Genomic DNA, 23,035 nt, shown 5'->3' with positions numbered 1-23,035 from the left:
GGCCGGCCGCGCGGCGGCGCGGGACTGGGCGGCCCGCCATGGGACCTCCGCGCCGGCGGCGCGCGCGGCCCTGCCCGAGCTCGCGCGAGCCCTCGGCCTGAACCTCGCCGCGGCCCCGGACTCGCGCGCCGCGCTCGTTTCGCACGACCAGGCCGCCGCCCGCGTCGCGGCCCTGGCGCTCCCGGATTTCGGCGAGCCGCGGGCCGTCCGGGCGATCCCTCAGCCGGCCGCGCTGAACCCCGAGAAGCCCTCGCTCCCGTCCGGCGCCCTCGCCGAGCGCGAGCTGCGCGAGCGCCTGGGCCAGAGCGGGGACCTGGCCGGCGGCGCCGCCGGCGCCGACGCGATCGCGCGCCTCGACCGCCTGCTCGAGCGCGTCTCGCCCCTGCTTCCCGAAGGCGAGACGGCCTCGGGCGCCCAGGACTCCCGCGAGTCGAGGTGGGCCTCCCTCGAGGCCCTGCGGCGCATGTTCGACGACGTCGCGGCCTCTCCGTCGGGCCCGACGGCGGTCAAGCCCGATCTCGCCGGCACCCCGGCCGAGGCCGCCGTGGCCGCGCGCCTCTCCCGCGTCGAGGCGCTGAACGCGGAGCTCCAGGGAAACCTCGCCCTGCGCGACGCCGCCGAGACGATGCTGTCCGTCGCGGACCGCTCGCGCTCCGCGGCCCTGCGCGAGCGCCGCGACGGCCGCGACACCCTCGAGTTCCGCAAGAACTTCGCGCGGCTGGCGATGGTGATGGACCTCTCCTACAGCCTCAACCTCCTCAACTCGGCCGACGCGGCGCTGGGCAAGATGGAGGCGCTCGTCGACGACAAGCTCAAGCTCATCGAGAGGCGCCGCGCCGACAACGCGGGCGGCGCCGCCGGAGCGGGCCGGCAAGCGGGCCGCACCGAGGAGTGGAAGAAGGAGGCCGAGGCCCAGGCCGCCGACGACGCGAAGAAGCGCGACGACTTCGCCTCGCTCGCCGTCCGCCTCGGCGGCCTGTCGTCCGCGGTCGCGCGCTTCCGTGCGGAGGTGTCGGGCCTGCTGAGCTCGATCGACGCGCGCGACCGCGGCCGCAGCGCCGACGCGCCCGCCGAGTACGACCGCCGCCTGGCCCTGCTCCCGTCCTTGGTCGCGGGCCTGGAGCACGGCTCTTCCTCCCCCTCCGGCGTCTCCGACCTTTCCCTCGATTACCTCCAGTCCAAGTCGGCCGAGGTCGCGGGCTACCGCGCCAAGATCGCCGAGGCCGACTCGCGCCTGAACGCCGTCCCGTTGGAGTTCGCCGGCGTGCTCGTCGTCGCGGTCCCGGGCGTGCCCGCGGAGAGCGTGTCGAACCCGACGCTCGCCCAGACCCGCGCCCTGCTCGAGCGCCGCCGCGCCTTCTGGCGCGGCCAATACGACGAGCACGCGACCTTGCTCGCCGCGATCACGCGCGCGATGGACCCCGCGGGGACCACCCGCGTCGCCGACGACTTCGGCGGCTCGCGCCTGGAGTCGCTCGTCGCCTGGCGCGCGGAGCAGCTCGCGCTCGAGGAGCGCCTGGGCGCCTCGAGCGACGCGATCGCTGCCTCCGCCGACGAGCTCTCGGCCCTGATCGAGAAGGGCGCCCCGGGCGCCTCCCTGCCGCGTCTTAAAGGAAGAAGCGCGGACGACCTGCGCACCCTCCTTCCCGACCTCCTCGACCGCCTCGACGCCGTGACCTTCCCCGACGGCGACGCCGGCTTCGACGCCAAGACGAGAAAGATCGACCTCTCCCGCCTCATCCCCTTCCTCGGCGACCTGACCGTGCGCCGTCTGGAGGCCAAGGCCACCGCGAAGGCGCTCGAGAAGCCCGTCAACGACGTCCTCCCCAAGGCCAAGGCCGCCTTCGTCCGCTCCGTCGCCGGCATGCAGTCCATGCTCGACGACGTTACGGCTGATGAGGCCTACATCAACGCCGGCGCTCCCGCGGCGCAGGCGCAAGGAATGATCGACCGGAAGCGGTCATTGATAAACGAGACGTTGAGGCCGATGCTGACCGAGCTCCAGGATCTTTTGGATAAGACCTTGGTCCCCTTCCAGCGGGATCGGATCGCTCAGAGCGATCCGAGCGGCGATGAGGATGGATACGCGACCTTATACAAGGAAAAGAAAAATCTGTACGTGAAGATCTCCGATGGGTTGCGCAAGGCTTTACCCTGGGGATTGGCCTCTAATGGCGCTAAGGCGTACGACGCGGGCGCAGCCCGCGTCGGCATCGCCGAAGTGCGCAAGCAATACGAGGACTACAAAAAGATCGTCGTGGATTATCAAGACTCAATGAGACGCCGTAAAGATCCCGCGAACACCGAGATGGAGGATCTTTACGGCGAATCCGTCCCTTATTCGCTGGCCCGTCGCGCCGCCGTTTATCGTGATGAGCGTCGCGTAAGGGCCGTCAAAATGAACGCCACCGCCGTTGCCGTCAATAATATTCTGTCGCAGCTCGACGGTCTGACGTCGAATCAACACTCTTTTGCCGTTAAGTATAAGCTCCCCACCGATCTCGATCCCGAATCCCCCTCCACCGGCCCGCGCCTCACTTCTATGGCCGACGCCCGGACTTTACAGAACATGGCGTCGGCCATAAAGCAGGTCGCCGACGCGGCCCTCGCCGCTTCAGGCGGCACCGAGCTCGGCGTCGGCGGCGGCTCCGGCATCCCCACCGGAACCCAGCCCCCTCTCGACGTCTCCCAGAACCAGAAGATCGCCCTCCTCGGCCTCGAAGCCATCAAGCGCCTCGTCCCCACCACCGCCTCCGCCGTTACCGGCGATTCTTACGCCGAGTGCCTCGCCCGCTTCCTGTTCGCGGACGCCCTCGTGTCGACGTCCGACGCCTACCTGAAGGACCGCATCCCGGTCTTCGAGGCCTTCCTCGCCCGCGCCGCCGTCGGCCTGAACTCCGGCCTCGCCGACCTCGACGCCGACCTCGCCTGGGTCGGCGGCGACCTCTCCGGCGGCGAGCTCGTTCTCGATCGCAAGGTCCGCGCCTTCGACTCCCTCTCCGTCGTCGCCCGCGAAGGGGCCGACCTCTTCGGCCAGAAGACGCAGTGGAGCCAGGAAGGCGTCGGCACCGTCGGCCGCGTCCAGACCTACTACGACACCTTGGGCGAAGTGTACTCCTCCGGCGACGAGGCCCTCGACGCCGAGCGCAAGGCCGCCCTCGAATTCCGCGACGCGCTCGCGAAGTCCCGCAAGGGAATCCAGGAACAGCGTTCCACCGTTGTCGGCTGGCTGTCTCAGCTCGACAACCCCAACGAGTCCGCCCTCTCCCGCGTCGCCCAGAACATCTCCTCCATCCAGGACCGCACCCGGAGCGTCCTTGAAACGAACATCGAGGCCCGCCGCGCCGAGCGCGCCCGCGACGCCGCCGCCAAGGCCGTCGCCGACACCCTCAAGGCCCTCGGCGCGGAGCGCGCCGCGCTCGACAAGGCGCTTGAGCCCGTCGGCGACCTCGGCCGCCTCTCCCCGGAGCTCGCCGGCCGCGTGGCGGCCGTCGGCCGCACGGGGCCCGCCTGGCTCGCCGAGAACCGGGGCGGCCCGCAGACCATGGTCATCCCCAAGTCGCAGTTCGAGCGCTTCCTGTCCCAACTCTTCGGCGCGCTCTCCGCGGACGCCGCCGCGCGCGACCTCGTCGCCATCCGCGAGCAGATCTTGAAGGACCCGCGCGCGCTGTCGCAGCTGCTGCCCGGCACCAAGATGGTCGAGGTCGGCGAGGGCACCGACGGCTTCTACCTCGTCTACCAGAGCGAGTTCTCCACCCCCGGGGGCCTGGAGACCGCGCAGCAGGTCACCTTCGGCAACGCGCTGAAGCTGTGGGGCCAGAACGTCAGCGTCATCGGCCACCGCTTCGCCAGCCCCCCGTCCGCGGGCAACGCTCCGTTCGGCGACCAGGGCGTGACCGTGCGCGTCGAGTCGCTCGACAGCGACCGCATGGTCAACTACCTCGACGTCACCTTCCACAAGTTCGTCCAGGACATCCCCACCGACCTTGCGGTCGGTGGTCAATATCGCGAGGCGCGCATGATGGTCTTCGACGACTTCGCCCTGATGGTGGCCGACGGCAAGGTCTATTTCGGCGCCGCAGGCTTCGCCGACTTCGCCGCCGACGACTCAGGCGGCAAGCCGTCCTACTACGGCGGCAACCTCAAGTCGAAGGTCAAGTTCAACAAGGTGCTCTCGCTCAGCGCCGAGCAGACCGCGCTGTTCGCCAAGGACCCGCGGCGGTTCCTCCAGGAGATCAACCTCGACTTCACCGGCTACGATCCCACCCTCGACCAGAGCTTCCTCATCGAGGGGCGCGGCCAGGACCGGGAGTACACCCGCTCCAAGGTCGGCGTCGGCGTGGACCTGGCCGCCGCGCTCGACCAGAAGGACACGTTCAACCTGGAGTTCTACTACGCGAAGACGGGCGGCACCGATCCCCTCACCCAGCAGGCGCTGGGCGCGACCATCCTCAAGGGCTTCACCTTCGACGTCGGCGGCCATGAGACGCGCCTGTCGGTCGGCGGCGGCGCCGAGCACGGCGAGCGCATCGACTCCTTCAACGGCCGCCTCTCCTACGAGATCCCGGACCTCGGCTGGACCATCAACGCCCAGGGCAAGCTCGCCGGCTCGGGCGCTTCGTACTTCGCCGAGGTGCGCAAGCGCACCGGCGAGAACTCCGAGCTCGCGCTCTCCTACGGGAGCCGCTACATCGGCCTCAACGACCGCCTGACCGTCTCCTTCGAGTCCACCTACACCTTGGGCGAGCTGTGGCGCTCGGTGACCGGCGCGGCGGCCGAGGACCTGCGCGGCGGAAAGACGATGGCCGAGTTCGACGCCGCCCTCTCCGACTTCTTCGCCCGCGACGAGGCGAACGACCCCGCCTTGGCCGAGCTCGCGCGGGCCTTCGACGCCGACGCGGGCCGGCGTCTGATCGTCCTCGAGATCGGCCGGCTCTCGCGCGAGGTCGCGACTTTGCAGAAGGCCGGCGCCTTCCTCGACAACGTCCGCCAGCGCGCGATGGTCGGCTTCGTCTCCGGGCCCGTCGGCCCCGGCACCGCCGAGCGCGCCACCGGCGGCGGCTTCCAGGTCGGCACGCAGACCGAGATGACCTTGAGCAAGAGCCAGCGCGAGCTCGTGTCGGCCCGCAGCGCCGCGCTGTTCGCCCTCGGCCTCGACCTCCAGGAGCGCCTGCTCGACACCGCGAAGGCCTGGCAGTCGGCGCTGGCCGAGATCGCGCTCGCCAAGTGGCGCCGCCACCTGGCGGTGTTCCTCGCCGCGCACGCCGAAGACCAGGTCCTGCGCGCCGAGGCCGAGGCCCGCGTCATCTCCGCCTCCGACGACCTGCGCCGCGCGACCCTGCGCTACGCGGCGCTGACCGGCCGCGGCCCCGAGGATCCCCTTCCCTTCGACGGCGTCAACCCCAACGACCTCGACCGCGTCCTGCGCCTCGTCTCGCGCGCGCTGGCCTCCCCGGGCCGGCTCGGCGCGCTGTTCTCCCGCGCGCGCACTTCGATGAAAGTGCCCGAGGCCTCCTTCGCGGTGCTCGACTGGGTCCCCTGGATCGAGAAGTTCACCATCGGCGTCGGCGCCCAGCTCCCGGACCTGATGTCGAGCCAGGCCCTCGGCGTCGCGGTGACCGTGCGCCTGCCCATCTACGACCCGACCAAGGGCAAGGTCGACGCCGCCTTCACTTTGCAGTCCCAGGCGGCCATACTCGAGATGGCCGCGCGCATGAAATCCACCCGCCTGCGCGCGAAGTCGGAGAAGATCGCCGCGCGCGGCTGGCTCGAGCGCGCCCGCGGCGCCGAGGACGCGGCCTCCGACGCGCGCCGGGAGCTCTCCGACGGCATCCGCCTGTACCGCAACGCTTTGATCGGCGCGCCGGAGCTTCGCGCCCGCGCGCGCCGCTGGCTCGACGCCGCGACCGACGCGCTGACCTGCGGCATCGAGGGGTCCCTGTACGACGCCTGGTCCTCGCTCGACGCCGCCCAGGAGTCGGAGAGCCCGCGGGGCGAGACGCGCGCCGAGCCCAAGGACATGAACGCCGCCTACGACCAGGCGGTCGCGCAGTCGGCGTCGTGGGAGGCGCTCGCGCGCCGCTCGCAGGCCGCGCGGGAGCTCCTTGAGGCGTCGGACCGTCGCATCCGCAAGGTGGACGTGGACCTGTCCGTGGGCGCGAACGTCACGGCGGCCGGCGTCGCGCTGATCCCGGCCTTCGGCCTCACGGGCCTGGCGGTGCTCCCCGTCGTCGGCGTCGATATGGCCCCTGAGGAATTGCGCCAGCTCGACGCGGGCCGGCGCGGCGCCGAGGCGGACATGTACACGCGCCTTCAGGACAAGGCCGCGGCCGACATGGCGCTCAACCTCACGCGGGCGCTGCTCGAGGCCTCGTTCGCCGCGAAGCAGATCGCGCTCTACGAGAGCGAGCTGATCCCCGCCCTCGAGGTCGCCCTGGACGGCACTCCGGGGGCCGCGGAGAGGTTGAGGGCCGCCCGGGCCGAGCTGACCGATCTCGTTTCACGCCTGCGCGAATCGCAGGTCGCCGCCAACCACCTGCTCGGCCGCCCGCTCGACTCGCGCCTGCTGCTCACGGTGGACGCGGAGTCCGCTTTGGCCTCGCTCGCCGCCCGCTCCGCCGCCCTGAACCCCGCCGCCGCGTCGCGCGACGCGCTCGAGTCGCGGCTGAAGATCGCCCGCGCGGTCGAGGCCGCGGTGGACAAGGGGCTGCGCGTGGACCGCCTGCGCCTCGACCCGATCTCGATGGTCGGCCGCTCGCTCGGCCGCCTGATCGCGGCGCTGTCCGGCGACGGCCTGCCCTCTCCCGAGATCGTCGCCATCGCCCGCGAGCGGACCTTGGCCGCCGAGCGCGCCCTCGAGGCCTTCGACGAGGCCCTGCCCGCGATGCGCTCCTCCCTGTCCTCCGAGCTGTCCCGCGTCCGCGCCGCGCGCGCCGCGCTCGCCGGCCGCGCCGACGCCGCGTCCCGCGTGCGGGCCCTCGCGCTCGAGCGCCAGGAGGCGATGGTCCGCGCGCAGATCGCCGTCTGGGGCGGCGCCAAGGCCGAGGAGGCCGCGACGGTCCCGGGCTCGTACGCCGAGCTCCAGGACCGTCTCCGGGAGGCGGCGCTGCGCCAGGGGCCGCCGAAGTTCGACGCTCGCGACCTGGGCGCGCTCGAGGCGGGCCCTCCGCTCGACGCGATGGGCTCGATCCGCTTCTACGACCACCGCCAGACTTTGGGCGGGGAGCCCGTCGGCCGGAGCTTCATCGAAGGCTGGCTCGAGGCGCGCCTGCGCAGCCCGTCCACGCCGCCCGAGGCGATGCTGGCGCTGGCCAAGCTCCGCGAGGAGCGCGCCGACGAGGTCCGCCGCTCCGGGGCCGCCGCCGCCCGCGCCCGCGCCGACATGGCGCTCGCCCGCCTGCGCTTCGACGCGGCGCTGATGCGCTGGTCCGAGGGCGTGGGCATCGGAGAGGCGGCGCGCGCCCGCGTCGCCCGCGACCTGGCCGAGACCGCCGCCTTCCTCCATCTTCCGCCCGGCACTCCCCCCGAGGCGCTGCTGGCCCTGCTTCCGGCCCACTCCGACGGCGACCTCGCGGCCGCCGCGGCCCGCGAGGTCGCCGAGGCGGAGGCGTTCGACCTCGACCTCCTCAAGAAGACCTTGTTCACGCAGGGCCTGCCCGAGGAGCTCGCCGGGCGCGACCGCCTGCCTCAGCTGCGCGCCGACCTGCTCGCCGAGAAGATGAGCTCCCGCGGCTTCACCCCGCTGGCCGCCGTCGGCCTGTTCCGCGGCACGTGGGTGCAGGGCGCCTTCCTCGAGGCGCCGGACCCCGAGCGCGTGCGCGCCGGTCTCGTCGAGGTCATCGACGACGCGCTGCGCCGCGAGCTCGAGGACTCCTCGCGCCTGCAGAGCCTCTCTCTCCTCCTTCATACGCTGATGGCCTCGGTGGCCGAGAAGACGAGGCTCGTCGCGGCCCTGCGCCTGCGCGAGCTCGCCGCCCGCCGCGACCTCCTCGGCGCCGTCGAGCGCGTGCGCCTCAAGCTCTCCCCCGTCTCCGAGATCGCCGACGCCCAGGCCGAGACCTCCCGCGCGCAGTTCGAGTTCGTCGCCGGCACGCAGGCGCTGGCCGAGGACTTCGCCCGCCTGACCGCCGAGCTGTCCGCCCTCGGCGTCTCCCCCGCGGTCTACGCGCGCCCCCGCGCCGCCGACGGCGGGCGCGATCCCCTGGAGCCCGCCGAGCGCACCGCCCGCGCCCGCCTGCTCGCCTGGTGGGCCGACCGCCTGCTCGACGCCGATTTCGAGCGCCGCAACGACGAGCTCCTCGCCGGCGCCCCGGAGTCCATCCGCGCCGAGCTGCGCGTGCTCGTCGAGCGCTACCGGGTCGCCGCGCGCGACGAGGCGGCGGTCAAGAGCAACGACTACGACCCCGCCGAGCGCCTCGACCGCTTGATGAAGGTGGACCTCCAGGGCCGCCGCCGCCTCATCGAGGGGACCTTGGAGCGCATCCTGTCCGAGCTCCAGGCGGGCGATCCCTCGCGCGCCTCCTCGTGGACCGGCCTGATGGGCTTCCTCCGCCAGGAGGCCGGCGCCGCCGCCGAGGCGGAGGGCTCGGTGCTCGCGGCCGAGGGCGCGGTCGGCGCCGAGCTCTCCCTCGTCTACTGGTCCGCCGTCAAGGCTCCGCCCGCCCTCGACAAGCCCGTGCGCCGCCTCATCGAGCTCGACGCGTCCGTCGCCAAGCTCCGCCGCGAGGCCCAGGCGGCGTGGCTGTCGCGCTCCGCCTCGCCGACCGACCATCTGCTCAAGGACAAGGCGCTCGACGCCTACGTCTCGGCGCTCGACGCCTTCGACGCGGAGCTCGCCCGCGTCCTCGATCTGCCCGAGACGGCCGCCGACGCGGCCTGGACGCGCTCCCTCGACGGCCTGTTCGGCGTGCGAGCGAGCCTCGCGCGCCGCCGCGGCCGCCTGCAGTACGGCCGCGGACTTCTGACCCTCGAGGCGGCGATCTCGCTCGGCGAGTCCCGCCTGCTCGCCCTGCGCTTCGACCCGTCGGAGATCCGCGAGATCGGCCCCGCGTCGGAGAACCTCGCCTTCCTGCGCGGCATGAAGGCGCGCTGGACCGGCCGCGCCGATCCCCTCCCCGCCCTCGTCGCCCTGCGGAGCAAGGACGGCGTGACGTGGTCCTCCCCGGCCGAGGTCCGTCGCCTGGAGACGGCCGGCCGCGTCAGCGACCTCGCCGGCCGCCGCTTCGTCTCGCCCGAGCGCTGGGTCGGACGCGCGCCGGCGGCCGCCGACGAGGCCCTCGCCGTGGGCTGGTCCGAGGTCGTCGAGGGCGACGACGCCGCGCGCGAGCGCCTGGCCCAGGTCCGCGCGCGCCGGGACGAGGCCGCCCGCCGCGCCGCCCTCGACCGCGCTTTGGCCTCCGCCGAGGTCGTGCTCGACGGCGGCGCCGCCGGCGCGTCTTTGACCTTGGGCGACCTGCGCCGTCTCGAGGGCGAGGGCCGCGTCCTGTGGTTCGAGTCCCGCCCCGACCCGCGCACCGGCCTGCGCAAGGCCGTCCCCGTTCCCGCCGCGCGCCTGCGCGCTCCCTCCGACCTGATCGCGCTCGTGCGCGTCGACGGGCCGGCTCCCGACGCCGCGGCCTTCCCCTCGCTCGAGGCCCTGGAGTCGTCGGGCGCCTCCGCCTCCTACCGCCGCGCCGAGCTCGGCCGCGCAGGCCTGCTCGCGCTGGCCGCCGAGGCGAGGGCGCAGGCGCTCGCCGCGCGCCGCGCCGGCTGGCTCAAGCTCAAGCTCTCGTCGTGGGGCTTCGCCCTCGACGAGAGCGGCGAGGTCGCCGCCGTGTACCTCGACGAGGCCGAGCTCGAGAAGGCCGCCGCCGGCGCCCGCGATCCGAAGGATCCCGCGCACGCGTGGACCTTCCACGAGACCGCCGGCCTCTCCGTCGGCCTGAGCGAGGACGGGACCGTGGTCGCCGTCCGCTTCGGCTCGAAGACCGTTTCCCTGGGCGGCGTCGCCGCGCGCTGGCTCGGCGAGGCCCCGCTGGCGCTCGAGACCGACGCGCAGGGCCGCGTGCGCCGCGTCTTCGACGACAAGGAGTCCTTGTCCCGGAAGGCCGGCGGCTGGTGGGTCGAGGACGCCTCGGGCCGCGTCTGGAAGGACACGGACGTGGAATACGCCCCGACGGCCAAGCCCAAGCGCTGGATCGATCCCGAGACCGGCTTCTCCGTGACGCTCGGCCGCGAGCTCGAGGCGGCCCGCCTCGAGTCGGCGCGCCGCGCCGCCTCCGCGGCCCGGCACTGGGCCTACTCCCCCGGGCAGTGGCCCGACCTCCTCTTCGAGCTGCCGCGCGGCGTCGTGCAGATCCCGATCGAGCTGCTGACCGGCCGCGACCCGAACCAGCACGGCTACCTCGGCGGCGCTTACGCGCGGCGCGGCGAGGGCGGGGCCGCCGTCCGCCGCGGCCCCGGCGGGACCTTGCTCCACGCCATCGACGTCCTCGGCCTGCTCCCCGACCCGGTCCAGCGCTACTTCGACCCGAGCCAGTTCCCCGCCGTCGTCGACAACGACGGCGCGCTCAACCCCGGCGAGGGCGAGCACTCCAAGGACCCGAGCACGGTGGACGGCCGCCTGAACCTCATCTTCGGCTCCGGCGCCCTGATGCGCGAGACTCGATGGGCCCAGGAGGAGCGCGAGGCCTCCCGCGCCGCGGCCCTCTCCGCCTTCCGCGGCGGCGCGCGCCGCGAGACGCTCGAGACCGTGCGCGGCCGCGCCGGCAATTACGCCGAGGCCTACACCCGCGCCGAGACCGGCCGCGCCGCCTTCCTCGCCGCGCTCGGCGAGCTCGGCCTCGGCGCCGGAGAGAACGGCGGCACGCTCTCCGCCGATCCCCGCCGCGCCGCGACGGACCGGGTCGTGATGGATTATCTTCTGACGCTCGGCGCGGAAGGCCAAGAGACTCGTCTCCGTTTGTATGAGGAGGAGCTCAAGAGGCTCGAGGCCCGCCCCGAGGCGAAGGCCGACGGCTTCGACGCCGAGCTCGCCGCCGCTCAGGCCTCGCTGTCCGCCGCCCTCGCCGCGCGCCGCGCCGCCGAGGAGGCGGTCCGCAGCCTCGTCCCGAACATGCCCGGCGAGTCCCCCCTCGTCCGCCGCCTCGCGGCGCTTTAGCCGCGGCTGCTTCCGGAAACAGCCGGGTGAACGGCCGGTCATCCGCGAAATACTACAATGTCGCATGGATCTCGCCGCGCTGTTCGGCCCTGAAGGCGCATTGGCGCGCGCGCGCTCCGGCTACGAGCCCCGTCCGCCGCAGGAGGCCATGGCCGGAGCGGTGTGGCAGTCCCTCGAGCGCGGCGGGGACCTCGTCGTGGAGGCGGGCACCGGGGTCGGAAAGAGCCTCGCGTATCTCCTTCCGGCGGCCTTATGGGCGGCGACGCGCGACCGGCGCGTGATCGTGTCCACGCATACGCGAGCCTTGCAGGAACAGCTTTTGAATCACGAGCTGCCCACGGCGGCGCGGGCGCTGGAGGCGCTGGGATTGCCCTTGAGATACGCCATGCTCATGGGGGCCGACAATTACCTTTGCGTCCAACGGCTTGCCAGACTTCGCGCCAGACCGGACTCCGTCTCCGAGACCGGCAAAGAAATCATCGAGCGGCTCGACGCCTGGACCCGCGACGCGCAGTCGGGCCACCGCTCCAACCTCCCCGAGCTGATCCCGCAGAACATCTGGGATCGCGTGGCGCGCGACACCGACGTCTGCATGGGGCCGGGCGGCCCGTACTGGGACCGCTGCCTGTGGCGGCGGGACCGCGAGCGCGCCGACCGGGCGCACATACTCGTCGTCAACCACGCCCTCCTGCTGTCGGGCGCGCGCCTGCCCCCGTCCGACGCGATGATCCTCGACGAGGCGCACAACCTCGAGGACGCCGCGTCCGCGCGCTACGGCGTGGCGGCGGGCCTCGGCCGGGCGGTGGCCTTGACCGAGGAGGTGCGCGTCGCGGCCAAGCTCTACGCGGACGAGTCCCTGTCGGCCCTCGCCGACGAGGCGGCCGCGGGCCTCGGCCGCTTTTTAGAGGACCTCGCCCGCGGCAGCGGCCTGACCGCCCCCGACGAGGAGAACCAGGGCAAGCTTCTCGAGCGCACGCCCGACGCGCCGCCGCCCGAGCTGCTCGCCCTCGACAAGGCGCTCGCCGAGGCCGCGGCCGCCGCCGAGGGCCGCGCCGACGAGACCGAGATGCGCATGCTCCACGCGCGCGTGGCGCAGTTCGGCCACGACCTGATGGCCGTGCTCAAGCCCGACTCGTCGGCGACCGCGCGCTGGGTGGCCTGGCCGCGCACGGGCCCGGAGCTGCGCGCCGCCCCGCTCGACGTGGGCCGGCGCCTGGCCGAGGGCCTGTTCTCCCGCGGCATCCCCGCCGTCCTGACCTCGGCGACCTTGTCCACCGGCGACGGCCTGAAGGACTTCAAGGCGCGCGTCGGCCTGCCCGAGGCGCGCGAGCTCGTCCTCGACTCGCCGTACGACTACTCCACGCAGGCCGCGTTCTGGGCCGTCGAGGGCATCCCCGACCCCAAGGACGAGGAGGCCCACGCCGCCGCGATCACCCAGGCCTGCGCCGACATCGTCGCGCGCGTGCCGGGCGGCGTCTTTCTCCTGTTTTCCAGCTGGAAGCTCCTCAAGCGGGTCCACGGCCTTCTGCGCAAGAAGATCGCCGACCGCCCGGTGTGGGCGCAGGGCGCCTCGGGCCACGAGGCGCTCGTGCGCGAGTTCGAGAGCGCCGGTGACGCGGTGCTCCTCGGCGTGGACACCTTCTGGCAGGGCATCGACGTGCCCGGGGAGGCGCTGTCCTGCGTCGTGCTCGTGAAGCTCCCCTTTCCGAACGTCTCCTCCGCCCTGGAAGAAGCCCGGCGGCGCTGGCTCGAGGAGAACGGCCGGGACTACTTCAAGGACTGGTCCTTGCCCCGCGCCGTCATGAAGTTCCGCCAGGGCTTCGGCCGCCTGATCCGCACCGGGACCGACCGGGGCGCGGTGGTGTGCCTGGACTCGCGCGTGCTCAAGAAGGGCTACGGGAAGATATTCCTGCGGTCCCTGCCGCCGTGCAAAAAACTGAACGGATTGGACGAGCTCGAGGCGTTCTTCAAACCCGCCGTAGGCGCTTGAGCTCTTTCATCAGGATCAAGATCTCGGTGTCCATCTCGCCGCGGAGGGTGAGCCGATACATGCGGAAGTCCGCCTGCAGGGACAACAACGGATGAGTGAACGTCGCCGGTCTGTTTTTTTCGTAAAAGAAGTGACCGGCCCAGGCGAAGCCATAAGCAACGACGACGGATGAAACGGCAAGGAATGGAGTGCTCGTTACGAGGGCCGCGGCGGCAAGAACGATCCCTAGGGTCGTTCCGACGGCGTGTAAACGGCGGTTGATCGGGTTTAGATGCTGAGACACATAGTAAGGCCAGAATTCGGCGGCGGTCATCGATGAGATTCTATAATAACGGCGTGAAGCGATTTATATTTCCCGCCGTTTTGATGTTGTTGGCGATGCCGGGTCAGGCGGTATTCACCCGATCCTTGATGGATCGGACCGACACCGAACCTTTATTCGACTCGGAGTATTTCCTGGATCTCAACAGCTTCGCGTGGTCGAGAGCGTGGGATGACGCCTGGTCCGCGTCCTCCGGCGGCTATCGCGTCAACGGCGCGTCCCTTGATTGCTGCGACCTCTACCTTGATCAGACCCTCTTGTTCACGCGCCGCCTGACTCCTCGCCTCGAGTTCCGCTTTCGTTATGTCGAGCTCTCCGACAAAGACCGGCAAGAGACTCATGCGTGGCTCGAATTCGAGCACGACTTGGGCGCGGGCTGGTCGGCGGAGGTGTTCGGGGAGCCCACCTATCGTAAGGAAGACGCGGACATCGGCTTGGGCGTGCGCTGGCGGCGCGGCGGCTGGGAGGCGCGGGCGCGGCGCTCGGCGGTGGATTGGAACCTCAACGGGCGCGGCAGCACCACGCAGAGCTACTCGCTCAAGCCCTATACCGATGAGCTCTCCTTCCTCGCGCCGCTCGGCGCCTGGAGCCTGCGCCTGGCCGGCGACCTCGACGAGCCGACGCGGCGGCTGATCCCCGACGAGAGGCGTTCGTTCCTCTACCGGCGTCTGCGCGCTCGCGCGGAGGCCGGGACCGACGAAGGCTGGGCCCCGCGCCTGCGCTACTCCTACGAGGAGCAGGCGAAGCTCAACAGCGTGGCTCCCGGCGGGACGGGGACCTCCGAGGAGGCCCGCCGCAAGGTGCACGAGGCGTCCGTCTCGGGACGCGTCCGCCCTTCGCCGGACGACGAACTCGAGCCGGGCGCGGCCTTCCTCCTGCGCGCCGCGCGCACGGACCTCCCGGGAACGCCCTCGGGCGGGTCGTTCTACCGCCGCTGGGAGGTCCAGCCCTACCTGCGCTGGCGCCGGAGCCTGAGCGCCCGCCTCACGAGCGAGCTCTCCCCCTCGTTCTCCATCGGCGAGAACCGCCTGCGCCGTCCCGGCGGCGCCGGGCCCGAGCGCTACGAGTCCGTCGGCGAGGCGAAGCTCGGCGCGGCGCTCGAGCTCAAGTTCGGCACGGCCGGCCTGATCACTTTGGGCGGCGTCGTCGACGTCGACAAGCCGGGCAAGGCCTGGGACGGCGGCAGCGTCAAGGCGATGTTCCTCTTCTAAAAAAAGAACGGCCGGACCTCGAGTGAGATCCGGCCGCCCGTCGTCTTGAGATTCGGAGAGGGAGGGATTCGAACCCTCGATACAAGTTTTCACTCGTATAACGGTTTAGCAAACCGTCGGTTTCAGCCGCTCACCCACCTCTCCAGAGATCGTGATCGGACGCGGCCGAAGCGATTCTAGCAAATCGCGCGAAGATCGGGGGCGATCTTCGGGTCGTCACGCGGACGTGACCCGGATACGGTGGACTTTCTCGGGCCCGCAGAGCTACGATGCGGCGAGGAAAGTGATGCGAGGCCATGAGCCCGTCGCCGGTCATCTTGTCCGCTCGGCGCTGCGAGCGCGCCCCGATGAGAGCGCGGCCGCGGTCCTGGCGCGGCTCGCGGCGGAGAAGCCGGCGAGCGTCGAGCTCGTGCTCGTGGTGGATCATGACGGCCGGTTGACCGGCGCCGTTCCGCTCGCGAAGCTGCTCGCGCTGGAGCCGGGCCGCCCGCTCTCGGAGGCGGCGGAGGAAGGGTTCCCGAGGACCACGGCCGACGCCGACCAGGAGCGCGCGGCGTCGCTCGCGCTCCATCGAGGCGTGGATGCTCTTCCCGTCGTGGACGCGAAGGGACGGCCGCTGGGCGTGATGCCGGCTCAGGCGCTGCTCCAGGTGCTGCGCCGCGAGCACGTCGAGGATCTGCACCTCCTCGCCGGCATCCAGCGCGAGGGAGCGCAGGCGCGCCATGCGATCGAGGACCCGCCCATGCGTCGCGTGCGCCACCGCCTCCCGTGGCTGCTGGTCGGCTTGGCGGGCAGCTCGGTCGCCACCGCCGCGATGGCGGCCATGGAGGAGACGCTGCGGGCCAACATCAAGATCGTCTTTTTCGTGCCCGCGCTGGTGTATCTCGCCGACGCCGTCGGCACCCAGACCGAGACGGTCGCCGTGCGCGGGCTTTCGCTCACCCGGGCCGGTCTGGCCCCTCTGCTCGCGGCCGAGCTGCGCACCGGGATGCTGCTCGGGGCGATACTCGGCGGGATCAGCATCGCGCCGATCTGGCTGTGGTCCGGCGACATCCGGCTGGCCTCGGCCGTGGCCGCGTCGATCTTCGCCGCCGGCACCGTCGCGAACGGCCTCGGCCTGCTCTTCCCCTGGACGCTCAAGACGCTCGGCTTCGATCCGGCGTACGGCACCGGCCCGGCCAGCACGGTGGTCCAGGACGTGTGCACGATCCTCGTGTATTTCGCGATCGTGAGCGCGTTCGGGCTCTGAGACGGATCGTCGTCATATGTTTACACCGCCGCAGCAGACTCCCGGCGCCGGGCATCCTACAATCATCTCCGTGACCGCTCTCACCAAGTCCGAGGTCCGCTCTCTCCCGCCCGCCTCCCGGCGCCTCGCGTCCCTTCACGAGATCGGCTGGGTGCTGCTGTCCCCGATCTCGGGCGTGGAGACCACGGTCTCCGCCGTGCTGGCCGTCATCGTCGAGGCCGTCCCCCTGCGCGGCGCGGTCCTCGTCGAGTGCCGCGACTCGCGGGCGCGCCTGTTCGCCTGGCTCTCCGCCGGGGACCGTCCCGAGCGCCTCGCCTGTCTCGAGCGCCGGGCCGAGGCCGCCTTCGAGCTCGTCACCGGCCTCCCGCCCGCGGACCTCGAGACGCGCCGGGCCCCGCTTCCCGGCGCGGCGCCGGCGGAAGACGCTTCCCCCGAGCCGCTCGTCATCCCGCTGGCCCTGCGCGGGCAGGCGGCCTTCGGCGTGCTCCAGCTCGAGACCGCGGCCGCGGTCGACCGCGAGGACCGCGTCTTCCTCGAGACCGCGGCCAACCAGGTCGCGATCGCGATAGACCGCTACTACGGCCGCCGCCGGGAGCGCCTCCTGCGCCGCCAGGCCGAGCACTCCGAGAAGGAGGCCCGGCGCGTCAGCGAGAACCTGGAGCGGCTCGTCGCCGAGCGCACCGCCCGCCTCGAGCAGACGGTCAAGGACCTCCACTCCTTCGCCTACTCGATCGCCCACGACCTGCGCGCGCCGCTGCGCCACATCCACGGCTACACCGAGTTCGTCGTCGAGCGCGCCGACCCCGAGTCCAAGCGCTTCGCGCGCCGGATCATGGCCGCGTCCGTGCGCATGGACCATCTCATCTCGGACCTCCTCCAGTTCAGCCGCCTGACGCTCGACGAGGTCGCTCCCGCGCCGGTGACTCCCTCCCCCGTCCTCGCCCAAGTGATCTCGGAGCTGGACTCCCAGATCCGCGAGAAGAAGGCCCGCGTCGACGTCGAGCCCTCCCTGCCGGCCGTGATGGGCGACCCCGGGCCCTTGTCCCTGATCTTCTCGAACCTCCTCTCCAACGCCCTGAAGTTCACGCCCGCGGGCGTGCCGCCCTGGGTCCGCGTGCGCAGCGAGCGGCGCGACGGCTGGGTCCGGCTCATCTTCGAGGACGACGGGATCGGCGTGGCTCCGGCCTACCAGAGCAGGATCTTCGAGGTGTTCCAGCGCCTGCACACGGCGGAGCAGTACCCGGGGACCGGCATCGGCCTGGCCATCGTGCGCCGGGCGGCGGAGCGCATGGGCGGGTGCTGCGGCGTGGAGTCCGCGCCGGGGCGGGGCAGCAGGTTCTGGGTGGAACTGAAGAAGGCGCAATGACCGTGAGGGAGGCGCACAGGATGATTCGAAAGACCGCGACGGGCGAGGCGGAGGCCAAACGGCGTCAGGGCGCCGTGGACGGACGCGAGATCGTCGCCGCGATACGCGACGGAAGCCTCACGCGCGGCCAGTTCGACGCGTGGCGCTCGCTGCGCCGCCGCACGGCCGGGAACATCGTGATCACGCTCCGGGACTCGAAGCCGCCGCGCCGCGCGGCGCGCAGGCACAAGGGCCGGCGTTAGCGCTTCGGGAACAGGTCGACGACGCGCGAGGCCACGGGGCCGTTCGGGTCGACGCCCAAGCGGCTGAAGCCCCTGCGCGCGCTATCGCGCGTCGGCCTCACGCCCTCCGCGAACTGAGTGAGGGGCGGCTTCCCCGACTTCTGCGGCATCGTGTAGCCGGCGAACAGCAGGATCCCGACGGGGAAGGACAGCTCGAGGAGGACCTTCGCGGCGCCGCTGCCGAGATCCAGGATCTTGTCGAGGAACCAGACGGCCACCGCGCCGCCCGCGATCGCCGAGATCATCACGACGTGGTATATCTCCCCCTTCCAGTCCGGGTAGCTCACCGCGATCGCGCCGTACGCGAGCAGGCCCAATATCAAGGCTCTGATCAGCGCCAAGAGGCCTCCGACTTCAGGGTCAGGTGGATCTTCAAGAAGGGCTCGCCGAAATCCGACGGCAGAGCCGGGAACGGCGCCGCGGCCTGCACTGCCTCGACGGCGGCGTCGTCGAACGCGGAATCGCCGGAGCTCGACTCCATCCTCAGGTCCACGAACGCCCCGTTGCGCACGATGGAGAACACCACCGTCCCCTCGCCCGACGCGGCGGGCATCCTCTTCTTCCACGACACCCACAGCATCTGCCTCACCTGGGTGATGTACCAGGGGTAGGGGAAATTGGGCAGGTCGGTCGAGATGCCGGCGGCGTCGCCGGGCATCCCCGACGCCGCCCCCGCGCCCTGGCTCATCGCGGCCTGCGTCCCCCCCGACATCGAGGGCTTGGGCGGCGCCTTCCGGTCGGTCCAGCCCGACAGGAGGCTCGGCCGCGGCAGAGCGACGGCGCGGTGCTTCTTCGTCGCGAACGAGTCCGGGTCCTCCGCTTGGGGCGTGGGGCGCGCCGGCGCGGCTTCTGGTTCCGGCTTGGCCGCCGAAACGGGGCCGGCGGACTGCAAAGCGGCGGGCCCCCCGACGAAGTCGATCATGTAGACCTTGTCGGCCTTCTTCAGGGCCGAGGGCGCGTAGAAGGCGGCGGCGGCGATGAACGCGACGTGCAGGCCGGTGGAACGCGCGAGGTACGGCTTCAGCGCGCCGGTCATGACGCGTCCGGGGTGACTCCGATGCCGAGCTTGCCGACCCCGAGCTTCTTCGCGAAGTCGAGCACCATCACGACCTTCTCGACGGGGGTCAGGCGGTCCGCCTGGACGAGCACGGTCTTGCCCGAGGCCTTCGACAGCCGCAGGGTCATCTCGCGCTCGACCTTCTCCCACTTCACGGCCACGCCCTCGATCGTCACGGCGCCGTTCTTGGTGATCTGGATGGTGATCGCCGAGTCCTGCGCGGCGGGCGCGCCGGACGAGGCCTTGGGCAGCTTCACCGTCAGCTGATGGTTCACGAGGATCGGGGTCAGCACCATGAAGATGATCACCAGGATCAGCGAGACGTCGATCAACGGCACTAAGTTCATCTCCGCGAACACGCGGCGGCGCTTGGGGGCGCCCGTCTCGACGTGCATCTAGCGGTGAGCCCTCTCGGCGAGGCCGTCCAGGACCTCGTCGATCATCCACCGCAGCTCGGACTCGAACTGGGAGATCTTCTGGTTGAAGTGGTTGAAGGCGGCGACCGCGGGGATGGCGACGAGCAGGCCCGCGGCGGTGCAGATCAGCGCCTCGGAGATGCCGACGGCCACGAGGCCGGGCCCCGCGCCGGCGGCGCTGGCCAGGTCCTTGAACGCGCGCATGACGCCGAGCACCGTGCCGAACAGGCCGATGAACGGGGCCACGGAGGCGATGGTGCCCAAGGTCGAGATCCCGCGCTCGAGCTCGGCGACGGCGCGCTGGGAGGCGCGCTCCGCGGCGCGGCGGCGCTCGTCGCGGTTGGTCGGGCCGCTCAACGTCGCCATGACGACGCCGGAGGCGAGGCCTTTGTGGCTCTTCGCGAAGGCGGCGGCGTCGGGGAGCTTGCCGGCTTCGGCGGCGGCCCGCACCTTGGACAGGAACTCGACGGCTCCGCCGGTGGTCCGCTTGAAGAACTTATAGCGCTCCCAGATGAGGGCGACGCAGTAGACCGACAGCAGGATCATGAAGACGAGAACCGGTCCGCCGGCGATGAGGATATCCTTGATGCCTGCCTGTTGTCCCATGCCGTGATTATATATTTTAATGCCGGGACATGAAGAGAGTGGTCGTCGAGCGTCCCGGCGGGCACGAGGCGCTGGCTCTCGTCGAGGAAGCCGACCCCGTCCCCCTCCCCGGCCAGGTGCGCGTGCGGGTCCGCGCCGCGGGGATCAATTACGCCGACACCATCGTGCGCGAGGGCTGGTACGAGGCGGCCAAGGGCAAGTATCCCATCACCCCGGGGTTCGAGTTCGCCGGCGTCGTGGACGACGACGCGGGCGGCTTCAAGGCCGGCGACCGCGTGTTCGGCTTCACGCGCTTCGGGGGCTACGCCTCGGTCCAGGCGGTGGCGTCGGGGCGTCTGCGGCTGATGCCGGACGACTGGTCGTTCGCCGACTGCGCGGGGGTCCCGGCGACGCACTTCACGGCGTACCACGCGCTCCATCAGACGGCGAAGGTCGCCTCGGGCGAGACCTTGTTGATCCATTCCGCCGCGGGCGGGGTGGGCACGGCCCTCCTTCAGCAGGCGAAGCTCGCCGGGTGCAGGACCGTCGCGGTCGTGGGCTCCGCGGCGAAGGCGAAGGTGGCGCGTGAGTTCGGCGCCGACGCGGTCGTCGTGCGCGGGCCCTCCCTCTGGAAGGACGTCGACAAGGCCGCGCCGGAGGGGTTCGACGCGATCTTCGACGCGAACGGCGTGACGACGCCTCGCCCCGGGTTCAAGAGGCTCAAGCTGGGCGGGCGGCTCGTCATCTACGGCTTCGCGGAGATGTTCCCGCGCGGCAAGCGGCCGTCGGCGCTCTCTTTGGCGTGGAACTGGCTGCGCGTGCCGCGGTTCTCCCCGCTCGAAATGACGGCGACGAACCGGGCCGTGATGGGGTTCAACGTCGTGTTCCTCACCGACAAGGCGGAGCTCGCGCGGGACGGCTTCGACGCGATCTCCGGGTGGCTGAAGAAGGGTCTGCTCAAGAAGGCGCCGGTGACGGAGTTCCCGGTCGAGCGCGTCGCGGACGCGCACCGGGCTCTCGAGTCGGGCGACACGGTCGGGAAGCTCGTCCTGACTTTCCCGCATACAGCGGAACGAAATAACTATTGATAATCACTGTTCCCGGGAATAGTGATTATCATTAGTGACAGATCGATTCGACGGATCCGGAGAGCCTCCTTCTTCTAAATGACAAAAACATGGCGTTCCCCGCTTTTTCCCACTATAATCCGTGAGCGGACCTTGTCCGGAACTTGACGGAGGACCTTTCGATGAAGACTTTGACTTTCGCGCTCCTCGCCGCCGTCGCCTTCCTCCTTCCCGCCTGCGCCGTCCAGCAGACGGACGGCGGCGGTCTGGCGTCCACCGGCATGATGCGCGCGTCCTCCGGCTCGGGCGGCTTCACCTATATGCCCACCCAGGCCCCCGGCGCGCGTCTTCCCTCCGACCGCCTCCCCCGCCTGCTGCTCGGCAAGGTCTCCGACGAATCCGGCGGCGGCGAGTTCCGCGGCCCCATCGGCTACAACCTCAACGTCCGCTGGTCCGAGGTCGTCTCCGACGCCCTGAACACCGAGCTCGGAAGAGTCGGCTGGCCCGTGACGCGGAGCAAGGACCTCGCGGGCGCGACCTTGAAGGCCACCGTGACCAAGGTGTACGCCCAATGGGGCGCCGGCTTCATGGTCCGCGTGACCGGCGAGATCCGCATCGGACTGATCCTGCGCGACGCCAACAACGTCGACGTCTGGGAAGGCGAGCTGACCGGCAGCGGCATCGGCACGGCCGGCGGCGGCGGCATCCCCGGCAACGGCATCAAGCAGGCGCTCGGCGCGGCGTTCACCGACGCCATCGGCAAGCTCGGCGGAGTCCTCGAGGCCGAGCGGCCCTGGGAGCAGCTCGGCAAGGCCCGGCCCGCCGCGATCGCCGCGGCGCCCGCGCGCGCGACGGTCGAGGAGCCCGCGCCCCCCGTTCCCGGCTGGTCGGACGTGGACCAGGTGCCCTCGGCCCGGGCCAAGCGCAAGGGACACGCCGTCATCATCGGCATCGAGCGCTACCGCACCAAGCTCCCCCTCGCGGACTTCGCCGCCGGCGACGCCGTTCTCATGGGCAAGTACGCGACCGCCGTGCTCGGCTATCCCGAGGAGAACGTCGTCGTCCTGAGCAACGACGCCGCCGCCAAGAGCGACTTCGACAAGTACTTCGACAAGTGGCTGCCCAACCGCGTGGAGAAGGACGACGAGGTGCTGGTGTACTTCTCCGGCCACGGCTCGCCCAACGCGACGACCGGCGACGCCTTCCTGGTGCCGTACGACGGCGATCCCACCTACCTGGAGGAGACGGGCTACCCGCTCGCGAAGCTGTACGCGGCCCTGGGCAAGCTGCCGACGAAGAAGACGACCGTCGTGCTCGACTCCTGCTTCTCAGGCGCGGGCGGACGCTCGGTGCTGGCCAAGGGCGCGCGGCCGCTGGTGGCGGTGAAGACCGCGGAGGCCGGGGCCGGGATCACGGTGATCGCCGCGTCGTCGTCCGATCAGATCAGCAACTCCTATCAAGAGAAGGGCCACGGCCTGTTCACCTATTTCTTCCTGAAAGGCCTCAAGGAGAAGGGCAGCGACCTGAAGGCCGCCTTCGAGTACCTCAAGCCCGAGGTCGCCAAGGTGGCGCGGCGCCAGTACAACACCGAGCAGGAGCCGCAATGGCGCGAGGGGCGCTGACCCTCGTCGCGATCTCGGCCGCCGCCGCGCTCGCCGTTTTCCTCCACGCGCCTATACCGCAGGATCAGGCGTACCACGCCTTCGCCGACGTACGGCCCCTGTTCGGACTTCCCAATTTCGGCGACGTGATGTCGAACGCGGCGTTCCTGGCCGTCGGCCTGTACGGCCTGCGCCGAAAGCCCTTGATGAACCGCCCGGCGTACACGACCTTGTGCGCCGGGGTCCTGCTGGTGAGCCTCGGCTCGGCGTACTATCATCAGGCTCCCTCCGACGCGACCCTCCTCTGGGACCGCCTGCCCATGACCGTGGCGTTCATGGCCTTGTTCTCGATGATGCTCGAGGAACGGGTGACGAGCGTCAAGACCTTGCCGGTCCTGCTCGCGCTCGGCATCGCGAGCGCTTTGTATTGGCGTGAGACCGGCGATCTGAGGGCATACATGCTCGTGCAATTCTTGCCGTTGGTCCTCCTGCCGTTGATCCTGCTCCTGTTCCCGCGAAAATATCTGGATGGGCGTCTCCTGATGGTCGCCGTGGCTTTTTATGTCCTTGCGAAGGCACTCGAGACCTACGACCGTCAGGTGTTCTCCTCCATCGGTATCGTCAGCGGCCACACTCTCAAGCACCTGTCCGCCGGCGTCGCCTCGTTCTTCGTCATCGCCGCCGTGCCCGCGAAGCCCGCCGGCTGAACTATCCTTGAGGATGGTATTGCGGCGGGGTCCAGAGTTGATAAAC

At 71.2% G+C, this 23,035-nt stretch carries 14 protein-coding genes and 1 tRNA gene; 9 read left to right on the top strand and 6 right to left on the bottom strand.

Annotated elements, in window-relative coordinates; all coding sequences use genetic code 11:
• On the top strand, positions 1-11,137 hold an 11,137-nt coding region (locus tag HYV14_17340), incomplete at its 5' end, for a hypothetical protein (protein ID MBI2387754.1).
• A 64-nt stretch (positions 11,138-11,201) separates the two neighbouring features.
• Positions 11,202-13,127, top strand: a complete 1,926-nt coding sequence (locus HYV14_17335; GenBank protein ID MBI2387753.1) for an ATP-dependent DNA helicase — start codon at positions 11,202-11,204, stop codon at positions 13,125-13,127.
• On the opposite strand, the gene HYV14_17330 is transcribed toward HYV14_17335, so the two are convergent.
• Positions 13,105-13,440, bottom strand: coding sequence for a DUF962 domain-containing protein (locus HYV14_17330; protein ID MBI2387752.1), 336 nt, complete (start codon positions 13,438-13,440; stop codon positions 13,105-13,107). The two genes, HYV14_17335 and HYV14_17330, sit on opposite strands and share 23 nt — an antisense overlap.
• Positions 13,441-13,463: 23 nt before the next feature.
• Here HYV14_17330 and HYV14_17325 point away from each other — a divergent pair, with 23 nt between their 5' ends.
• Positions 13,464-14,660, top strand: coding sequence for a hypothetical protein (locus HYV14_17325; GenBank protein ID MBI2387751.1), 1,197 nt, complete (start codon positions 13,464-13,466; stop codon positions 14,658-14,660).
• 53 nt (positions 14,661-14,713) lie between these two features.
• Here the strand turns inward: HYV14_17325 and HYV14_17320 are convergent.
• A tRNA-Ser gene (locus HYV14_17320) sits at positions 14,714-14,804 on the bottom strand.
• Positions 14,805-14,946: 142 nt separating this feature from the next.
• On the opposite strand from HYV14_17320, the gene HYV14_17315 reads away from it, so the two are divergent.
• The 3 genes from HYV14_17315 to HYV14_17305 all read left to right on the top strand — a co-directional run bounded on the left by HYV14_17315 (position 14,947) and on the right by HYV14_17305 (position 17,517).
• Positions 14,947-15,909 carry a magnesium transporter gene (locus tag HYV14_17315; protein MBI2387750.1) on the top strand — a complete coding sequence of 321 codons (963 nt, stop codon included), beginning with the start codon at positions 14,947-14,949 and terminating at the stop codon, positions 15,907-15,909.
• A 70-nt stretch (positions 15,910-15,979) separates the two neighbouring features.
• On the top strand, positions 15,980-17,275 hold the full coding sequence (locus HYV14_17310; GenBank protein ID MBI2387749.1) for a HAMP domain-containing histidine kinase: 1,296 nt from the start codon (positions 15,980-15,982) through the stop codon (positions 17,273-17,275).
• Between the two features lie 20 nt (positions 17,276-17,295).
• Positions 17,296-17,517, top strand: a complete 222-nt coding sequence (locus HYV14_17305) for a hypothetical protein (GenBank protein MBI2387748.1) — start codon at positions 17,296-17,298, stop codon at positions 17,515-17,517.
• Here HYV14_17305 and HYV14_17300 read toward each other — a convergent pair.
• Genes HYV14_17300 through HYV14_17285 form a run of 4 tightly spaced genes read right to left on the bottom strand, consistent with a single transcriptional unit; the run spans position 17,514 to position 19,635 of the window.
• A complete protein-coding gene (locus HYV14_17300; protein ID MBI2387747.1) occupies positions 17,514-17,897 on the bottom strand; it encodes a hypothetical protein in 384 nt (127 codons plus the stop codon). The two genes, HYV14_17305 and HYV14_17300, sit on opposite strands and share 4 nt — an antisense overlap.
• Positions 17,888-18,592: a TonB family protein gene (locus HYV14_17295; GenBank protein ID MBI2387746.1), complete on the bottom strand. Its 705-nt coding sequence runs from the start codon at positions 18,590-18,592 to the stop codon at positions 17,888-17,890. The genes HYV14_17300 and HYV14_17295 overlap by 10 nt, the downstream gene beginning before the upstream one ends.
• Positions 18,589-19,008 carry a biopolymer transporter ExbD gene (locus HYV14_17290; GenBank protein ID MBI2387745.1) on the bottom strand — a complete coding sequence of 140 codons (420 nt, stop codon included), beginning with the start codon at positions 19,006-19,008 and terminating at the stop codon, positions 18,589-18,591. The genes HYV14_17295 and HYV14_17290 overlap by 4 nt, the downstream gene beginning before the upstream one ends.
• Complete coding sequence (locus HYV14_17285) at positions 19,009-19,635, bottom strand: MotA/TolQ/ExbB proton channel family protein (protein ID MBI2387744.1); 627 nt, start codon at positions 19,633-19,635, stop codon at positions 19,009-19,011. It lies immediately after the preceding gene.
• A 29-nt stretch (positions 19,636-19,664) separates the two neighbouring features.
• On the opposite strand from HYV14_17285, the gene HYV14_17280 reads away from it, so the two are divergent.
• The 3 genes from HYV14_17280 to HYV14_17270 all read left to right on the top strand — a co-directional run bounded on the left by HYV14_17280 (position 19,665) and on the right by HYV14_17270 (position 22,989).
• Entirely contained in the window at positions 19,665-20,702 is a 1,038-nt protein-coding gene (locus HYV14_17280) for a zinc-binding dehydrogenase (GenBank protein ID MBI2387743.1), read from the top strand.
• 566 nt (positions 20,703-21,268) lie between these two features.
• Positions 21,269-22,303: a caspase family protein gene (locus HYV14_17275; GenBank protein MBI2387742.1), complete on the top strand. Its 1,035-nt coding sequence runs from the start codon at positions 21,269-21,271 to the stop codon at positions 22,301-22,303.
• Positions 22,285-22,989 (top strand): ceramidase domain-containing protein, encoded by a 705-nt coding sequence (locus HYV14_17270; protein ID MBI2387741.1) that lies wholly within the window; start codon positions 22,285-22,287, stop codon positions 22,987-22,989. Before HYV14_17275 ends, HYV14_17270 begins: the two co-directional genes overlap by 19 nt.
• Positions 22,990-23,035: the final 46 nt, after the last annotated feature.

It is taken from the genome of Elusimicrobiota bacterium (assembly GCA_016182905.1).
Lineage (GTDB): Bacteria > Elusimicrobiota > Elusimicrobia > UBA1565 > UBA9628 > GWA2-66-18.
Note: the sequence above shows the minus strand (reverse complement) of the source record. Positions and strands in the feature narration are given on the sequence as shown.

Excerpts from the sequence above, each read along its gene's own strand:
- HYV14_17275 (MBI2387742.1), top strand. The coding sequence starts at position 21,269 with ATGGTCCGCGTGACCGGCGAGATCCGCATCGGACTGATCCTGCGCGAC.
- HYV14_17290 (MBI2387745.1), bottom strand. The coding sequence starts at position 19,008 with ATGCACGTCGAGACGGGCGCCCCCAAGCGCCGCCGCGTGTTCGCGGAG.
- HYV14_17270 (MBI2387741.1), top strand. The coding sequence starts at position 22,285 with ATGGCGCGAGGGGCGCTGACCCTCGTCGCGATCTCGGCCGCCGCCGCG.
- HYV14_17285 (MBI2387744.1), bottom strand. The coding sequence starts at position 19,635 with ATGGGACAACAGGCAGGCATCAAGGATATCCTCATCGCCGGCGGACCG.
- HYV14_17280 (MBI2387743.1), top strand. The coding sequence starts at position 19,665 with ATGAAGAGAGTGGTCGTCGAGCGTCCCGGCGGGCACGAGGCGCTGGCT.
- HYV14_17330 (MBI2387752.1), bottom strand. The coding sequence starts at position 13,440 with ATGACCGCCGCCGAATTCTGGCCTTACTATGTGTCTCAGCATCTAAAC.
- HYV14_17335 (MBI2387753.1), top strand. The coding sequence starts at position 11,202 with ATGGATCTCGCCGCGCTGTTCGGCCCTGAAGGCGCATTGGCGCGCGCG.
- HYV14_17295 (MBI2387746.1), bottom strand. The coding sequence starts at position 18,592 with ATGACCGGCGCGCTGAAGCCGTACCTCGCGCGTTCCACCGGCCTGCAC.
- HYV14_17315 (MBI2387750.1), top strand. The coding sequence starts at position 14,947 with ATGCGAGGCCATGAGCCCGTCGCCGGTCATCTTGTCCGCTCGGCGCTG.
- HYV14_17305 (MBI2387748.1), top strand. The coding sequence starts at position 17,296 with ATGATTCGAAAGACCGCGACGGGCGAGGCGGAGGCCAAACGGCGTCAG.